This window comes from Hoylesella timonensis S9-PR14 (assembly GCF_000762405.1).
Classification (GTDB): Bacteria; Bacteroidota; Bacteroidia; order Bacteroidales; family Bacteroidaceae; genus Prevotella; species Prevotella timonensis_A.
On record NZ_JRPQ01000077.1, the window covers coordinates 1 to 7,110 of the forward strand.

At 40.3% G+C, this 7,110-nt stretch carries 5 protein-coding genes; 1 reads left to right on the plus strand and 4 read right to left on the minus strand.

Annotation, left to right across the window (positions count from 1 at the left end; genetic code table 11):
• Positions 1-667: 667 nt before the first annotated feature.
• From HMPREF9304_RS05170 to HMPREF9304_RS05185, 4 genes are all read right to left on the minus strand, one after another.
• On the minus strand, positions 668-1,840 hold the full coding sequence (locus tag HMPREF9304_RS05170) for a DNA-binding transcriptional regulator (RefSeq protein ID WP_036927084.1): 1,173 nt from the start codon (positions 1,838-1,840) through the stop codon (positions 668-670).
• A 439-nt stretch (positions 1,841-2,279) separates the two neighbouring features.
• Positions 2,280-3,290 (minus strand): class II fructose-bisphosphate aldolase, encoded by a 1,011-nt coding sequence (locus tag HMPREF9304_RS05175; protein WP_008122944.1) that lies wholly within the window; start codon positions 3,288-3,290, stop codon positions 2,280-2,282.
• Between the two features lie 126 nt (positions 3,291-3,416).
• Complete coding sequence (locus HMPREF9304_RS05180) at positions 3,417-4,463, minus strand: DUF4831 family protein (protein WP_036927086.1); 1,047 nt, start codon at positions 4,461-4,463, stop codon at positions 3,417-3,419.
• A 38-nt stretch (positions 4,464-4,501) separates the two neighbouring features.
• Entirely contained in the window at positions 4,502-6,025 is a 1,524-nt protein-coding gene (locus HMPREF9304_RS05185; RefSeq protein ID WP_036927087.1) for a bifunctional ADP-dependent NAD(P)H-hydrate dehydratase/NAD(P)H-hydrate epimerase, read from the minus strand.
• 426 nt (positions 6,026-6,451) lie between these two features.
• Here HMPREF9304_RS05185 and HMPREF9304_RS05190 point away from each other — a divergent pair, with 426 nt between their 5' ends.
• Positions 6,452-6,949, plus strand: a complete 498-nt coding sequence (locus HMPREF9304_RS05190) for a helix-turn-helix domain-containing protein (RefSeq protein ID WP_036927089.1) — start codon at positions 6,452-6,454, stop codon at positions 6,947-6,949.
• The last annotated feature ends 161 nt before the right edge of the window (positions 6,950-7,110 follow it).

Below are 7,110 nucleotides of genomic sequence, written 5' to 3' on the forward strand. Positions count from 1 at the left end.
GACCTCAAAAATAAGCTCAAAATCTAACAAAGCTAATTTATAGAACCAGCCTAAAGGATGATATTTTACAATGAAAAGCCTCCAAAAGGCAGTATATCTACCATTGGTAACACGCTGTAAAGAAGGATAATAGATGCTGAATTTTCTTTACAAAGTGCCTCTCATAACTCGCGTGAAAACAACCAACGGCAAAGTTGGTCGCAAATACGCGAAAAATGAGCGAGGTTCATAATTCGTTGTAGTTAAGGGTGTTATGTTTGTCCCGCCTCTTTTCATTCCTATTTTTACCCTTTCTTAACGGCTAACCCATTGAGTTAAGCTTGTTATTTGCATGCTTTAATGCTGCTGAAGCATGTGAATAACACCCTTAAAGAGTGTTTCCAAGAGCGTAAGATCAATGTTTTAACTTGAAAAGACGTTTTTTTTGTTCAGATCAGGGTACTTTTGTGGATGGTTTGCCTATTAAAATTTTCTATTTTGAAGATTTTCAATGACCGTTTTTTGGTAAAATAATTGGACAAAAGAGCGGTGTATGTCTTTACAGAAGGTACAACGTTCTTGCATCTCTGAACAAACTATGTTTTTGTCTTTTTTTGTGTTGTTCGTTGTGCAATAGTTGTGCAAATAATAGACCGTCATGAGTGCCTATGCAATGAAATGTAACTTGTTACAAGTCGTATGCTTTGTTTCTTTTGCGAAATTCAGTAGGTGTACAACCTTTGATTTGCTTAAATTGTTGTACCAAGTTACTGTAGTTGTAAAACTCCATCTCTGTGGCGATTTCATTGATGGGTTTGTCTGTTTCATGAATTTTTCGCGCAAACTCTTCTATTCTGTTATAGATGATATAATTATATACCGATCTTCCTGTTACCTTTTTAAATCTCATCTCAAGCAATCTCCTTGATAGCGGCAGCTTTTTAACCAAGTCTGTCACATTCAGGGCTTTATCTAAGTTGCTGTGAATAAATTCCAACGCTTCATTGATGTACATGTCATTGGTTGCAAAGCTGTTGGTTGATGCTCTGTTAATGATGGAGATAGCTTTGATGATTACATCCTGTGGCTGAAAATCTTTTTGCTTCATGAGATTCATGATGAGCTCTGCAGTTTCATAACCACCAGCTTCAATATCTAAATGAATACTTGAGAGAGGCGGATCGGACAGTTCGCAAAGGGTCGTATCATTATCTACTCCTAATACGGCAAGATGTTCTGGGATTTTGATGCTGTTACTTTTACAAATTTCAGTGATTTTATTTCCCTGGTTGTCATCACAGCAAAACACGGCTGTTTGTTGTGGGAGTTGGTTTAACCAATTTAATAATGGGGTAGTGTCATAGTACCAAAGCGTTTCCAATTGTTGATTGGTATACGTATAAAAGTTCTTGCCGTATCCAGCTTCTCTAATGCCTTCGTAGAATCCTTCGCATCGTTCGTCAGACCATACCGTATCTTTGTAACCGTAAAATGCAAAATGCTTGTAGCCTTTTTCTATAAAAAACTGGGCAGCCAATCTTCCTGTATCGTGATAATTGCTGGTGATATTTGGAATGTTATTAAATCTGCGCTTAAAGTCTTGTGCTATTGCAATGATTCCGTTTCTACGGAACAAATCGATATCGTCATCATGGTTGAAGCGTCCGATAATCGCATTTGCATCCCATTTCTTTGCCCATTCAACAACGCCTTTGATGCCATAGGTTTCTTTATACGAGGGGGGCATACGACAAACGACCCATGCTTCTTGGTCTTTTTGTTTGGCATAGGTTAGAATTCCCTGCAGTAAATGGTGGGCGTAGGCTTCTGTAAAATCGGATAGAAAAATAAGACGTACCATATTTAGAATAATATCAAATCATCATTCGTATCATGATAAGGCTGGTTCTATAAATTAGCTTTGTTAGATTTTGTGCTTATTTTTGAGGTCAAAAATGTAAGAGAGTGAAGGAGTGTAGCGAGCTACACGACTGAACGAACTTGCATTTTGAACCAAAAAGAAACCAAAAGATAACAAAACGTATTTTTTTAATTTAAGTGTTATATTACGGTGGTAATTTATAGAACCAGCCGTAATAGATTTCCTTATTTATAGTAGAGTGCTTACATGGATTTGAAAAGAAAGCGGGTATCAAACAAAGTTGATCCCGCTTTTATCTAATGCTGTACGATATATTTAACTCAATAGAGGTAAGTGCTATCGTACTACTTAATGAAAAGACGATTCCATGCTTGACAATGCTCACAATGGGAGGTCATCCTTTCATCTCTAATGACAATTAGTCGAGTTGAGCTAACTTGTTATTAGAGCCTAAAACATTCACAATCTTGTGTGTGTAAAGCTCTGTCATCAAGTCGCGAGCTGGTCCACAGTATTTGCGTGGGTCAAACTCTCCTGGCTTCTCGTTGAACACCTTGCGTACGGCAGCGGTGAAAGCAAGACGAGAGTCAGAGTCGATGTTAATCTTGCAAACGGCACTCTTCGCAGCTTTGCGCAACTGCTCCTCTGGGATACCAACGGCATCAGGCAGTTTTCCGCCATTTTCGTTGATAATCTTCACATACTCCTGTGGTACAGAAGAAGAACCGTGAAGTACGATTGGGAATCCAGGAAGTTTCTCCATAATTTCGTCCAATACGTTGAAAGCCAATGGAGGTGGTACCAACAAGCCTGTCTTCGGGTCACGTGTACACTGCTCTGGCTTAAACTTGTATGCACCGTGTGAGGTACCAATAGAGATAGCCAACGAGTCAACGCCTGTACGACTAACAAAGTCGATAACCTCTTCTGGCTTGGTGTAATGTGATTCTTCTGCAACTACATCATCTTCCACACCAGCCAAAACGCCAAGCTCACCTTCTACGGTTACATCAAACTGATGAGCGTATTCTACGACTTTCTTGGTCAATGCAATGTTCTCCTCATAAGGAAGTGATGAACCATCAATCATCACAGAAGAGAAACCATAGTCAACGCAGCTCTTGCAAGTCTCGAATGAATCACCGTGATCCAAGTGGAGGGCGATTTCAGGATGTTTGCAACCCAATTCTTTAGCGTATTCTACAGCACCTTGTGCCATGTAGCGAAGCAATGTTTGGTTGGCATATTGACGTGCACCCTTAGATACCTGTAAGATAACAGGAGACTTTTGGTCAGAAGAAGCCTTGATAATAGCTTGCAACTGTTCCATGTTATTAAAGTTGAAAGCTGGAATAGCGTAACCGCCTTTGATGGCTCTCTTAAACATCTCACGTGTGTTTACGAGACCTAATGATTTGTAATCTACCATATTTTATTATTTTTATAAAGTTAATTAGCCATAACTTTGATCATTATTGCAAAGTTAACATATTAATTTGTTATACCCAAGTGATACTACATTTTTTTAATGTTTAACTCGTCTTTCACTCTTGATTTAGTCTAAGGCTTCTATTTTGATATTTTCTACATTGCCTGTTACTGGATTTAGAACCAAATGCGTGGCGAATTTCTTCCCCCACAGTCTTCCGCTAATGTTCTCTATGCGACCGAATTGTGCAGCGTAGGTTTCGAAAGATGACAAAGGTTGTTCCTCTTTCGACAGTGTGATATTGATTTTTCCTGGCAAGTTTACATTGATACCCACATTGTTCTTGTCTTTTTTTGCGTTCTCATCGGGCAGCGAAAGTACGGGGATGATTTCTTCATCTTTGATACTTATATAATAAGGTGTACCTCCCAAGTCGTCTTTGTCCACCATTCCCATGTACTTAGAAAAGCGGAACAGCAAATCGTGTTCGGTTCCTTTGACAGGGACATAGTCCACAATAGTTTCGAGAGTGTCGGTAATTGTGGTGCCTTGGAAAAACTGCAACATAGCTTTTTCTTGCGTGTTGAGGTTGTCCAGCATGATTCTTAGCTGTTCGCCATCTTTGGGCATGAAGTCTGCCTCGCCCCTTGATAGTTGATTTTTGCTGTCTCTGATATCATATATCTCCTGTGCAATGAGTTCTGCCGTCTTGGCATTGCTGCCAGCAGCCAATATTTCAGCGGTCATGTATTTAGCTGGGTCAATAGCTACTGGTTTGGGTGCTGACTGAAAAGATGTGACTTTCTCCACAGGCATTGGCTCACTGTTCACCGCCATGATGACTCCATTTTGGTCTCTGCTCACGCTGATGATACTATGCTTTTTATCAATCGTTGCAGTAAACTGCTTAGAGGAGTCGGGTACGGCATAGGTGTTCATTTTAGTACCAACAATTTTGTAGGTTGTGGTGGGCGTATCTTTCACAGGTGTTTTGAGGTATCTTTCTGAAAAGCGTGCGTACTTTCCAGGTGTAAATGTTGTTTTCTCTACCAGAACGGCAAAGCGCAAAGCTGTTTTGGGTAGGAAGTAGGTTACGCCTTCTGTAGGAATTTGTGCCCAAAGCGCAGTGATATTCAATGCTAAAAATAAGGTGGATAAAAATGTTTTTTTCATATTTCAAATCATGTTTCATGAGGGATGTGTGTTAAACCTCAATGCAATGCCTGTAATTTCTTGAATGCCTGTGGTATACAGCGAATAATATCGCCAGCAATCATACTTTCTTTTCCCATTTCTTGTGCTGCCAAATCGCCCGCCAATCCGTGAAGATACATACCTACGATGCATGCGTCTGCATGACGGTATCCGCGTGCCAATAGTCCTGTGATGATGCCCGTTAAGACATCTCCACAGCCTGCAGTTGCCATGCCCCCATTGCCTGTTGAGTTAAAGAATACTTTTCCGTTAGGCTGGCACAGTGCGGTGTAATGCCCTTTCAGTAGCACGAAGCCGTGCAACCGTTCTGCCAATTCGCAGGCTTTTGCGAGTCTTTCGTAACTGTCAGCACTTGTATTTCCAACCAGTCGGTCAAACTCTTTGGGATGAGGAGTAAGAATAATGTTCTTAGGCAATTGTTGCATCCATGCTCGATGTGTACCTAACATGTTAAGAGCATCGGCATCAACAACAATGGGACACTGTGCACGCCTTACTTGTGCAATCATGGCGATGGCGGAGTTCTCGTGTTGTCCTAATCCAGGACCTATACCTAAGGCATCAAAATGGTCTGTGTCTACGGGTTCGGTGAAGTATTCTTTTTCAGGATCCACACTCACAATGGCTTCTGGAACTGAAATTTGGAGAATATTAAGAAGATGTTTAGGAATGTGAGTGGTCACTTTTCCCACGCCTACTCGCAGACAAGCTTGAGTGGCGAGTGTTGCAGCACCAGCCATACCGTAGCTACCAGCCACTAATAGTGCATGCCCCATGTCGCCTTTGTGTACAAATTCAGAACGTGTTAGCAACTTCTCAACCACTTCATGCTCTTCCACAATGTTGTATTTGGCATCTATTTGCTGGGTAAAAGCTTCTGAAAGTTGAATGTCTAACACTTTTACTTGCCCAATATAGGGTTGCATGTCCGCCATCATCATGGACAACTTTTTGTGCTGAAGCGTGAGTGTTACATCCGCTTTCACGATATTTGTCCGAACATTAAAAGCATTGTTCTCGGGTAAGAGTCCTGAAGGCATGTCAATGCTTACCACCTTGCAAGGCGACTGGTTGATATATTTTACCAGTGATGCAAAGCCACCTGTGAGTGGTTTGTTAAGTCCTGCTCCAAACAATCCGTCAATGACAACGGTGTTAGCTTCCAAAGTAGGCGGTTCAAAATTGAGCGTAACTTCCGTGAACTTGGTAATTTTAGGGTGATTTTTCAATCGATCTCTATTGACAGCACAATTCTCGGATAGTTTGTTACTAATATTAAACAAATAAACATCAATGGAATATCCGTTCTCTGCCAATATCCGAGCTACAGCCAATGCGTCACCCCCATTGTTTCCAGGACCAGCAAAGACTACCATGGGTGATGTTGTCGTCCAGTTATTCATGATGGCACGGCTCAATGCCTGTGCCGCACGTTCCATCAAATCAATGCTTTTAATGGACTCGTGCGCAATGGTATAATCGTCAAGCTCTTGAATTTGAGCACTTGTTAGTATCTTCATTACTGCAAAAATACAAAATTAATATAAATAGGTGTACTTGGTATTTCCTATTTTTAGTTAATTTCTACAAAAAATGCCCTTTATCATTTTTCTTGTTATGGAAATCCTCATATAGGGAAACCCAGCACAACATTTTTACCGTTTACAATAGGGAGTTAAACAAGAAGAAGGCTCTCTGTTTCCTTATCTCACTGATTTAATAACATAATTGCAACAAAATAAGCCCTTTCATCCATTATTCGGATGTTCAAGTTAGAAGTACAATTTGTTAAAAGTGTTAATTTCATTTTTGCATAATATACTTCATGTTATTGATAATCAGTAGGTATTGAAGTACTAAAACTTCAAGAAAAACACAACTGTCAATGCACAAAAAATAATGGGNAAGAAGANATTCTGACCCGTTTAACACTTTTTGCATTGACTATGGGTAAACAATTAAATTCAAAGCATCGGCAGAAAATTGCCGAACTTCTGCAAGAGGGAAAGAATTTCAGAGAAATTGCTGAAATTCTGAAAGTAGACCGTACCACGATATTGCGTGAAATTAACCGCAATGNTGGGGATAACGGCGTGTACAATCCACAATTAGCCGAGTCTAAAACGAGAAGGCGTAAAAAACTCCAAGCGGTNTCTCCNGGAGCTGTCGCCAGACTTCCTCCCAACGTACGGGCGGAAGTTGAAAAGGTTTGGGCTTTTGAAACTCCAGCTGTCAAACGAAGGCAGTTGATTGTCGATAAGTACATAAAAGAGTACGGTCCAGTAATAGAGCAGAAACTCATTTCTCCAAGAGCAGCCATGTGTGCTCTTGCAAACGAGTTNTATATGAGNAGCAGTGCGATATACTATCTCTTGAAAAGGGAGGGTATCTATCGGGANGCAGCTCATCCTGTCTGTTTGTCTTCATCCATNTATAAAGAATAACCTTTTAATCTACTCATCATGTACTATATCGTAAAAGAAATTTATGTGAGCAAGAAACCCCTTTGGTTGGTTGACCTGCTCTTTCAGATAAATCCATCNTTGTATAGAGAGAAAGGTTCAAAAGAAATGATTGAGACCAAATTCAACATCATACTTTCTCT

Coding starts and splice junctions, on each gene's coding strand:
- HMPREF9304_RS05170 (WP_036927084.1), bottom strand. CDS start 1,840: ATGGTACGTCTTATTTTTCTATCCGATTTTACAGAAGCCTACGCCCAC.
- HMPREF9304_RS05185 (WP_036927087.1), bottom strand. CDS start 6,025: ATGAAGATACTAACAAGTGCTCAAATTCAAGAGCTTGACGATTATACC.
- HMPREF9304_RS05175 (WP_008122944.1), bottom strand. CDS start 3,290: ATGGTAGATTACAAATCATTAGGTCTCGTAAACACACGTGAGATGTTT.
- HMPREF9304_RS05180 (WP_036927086.1), bottom strand. CDS start 4,463: ATGAAAAAAACATTTTTATCCACCTTATTTTTAGCATTGAATATCACT.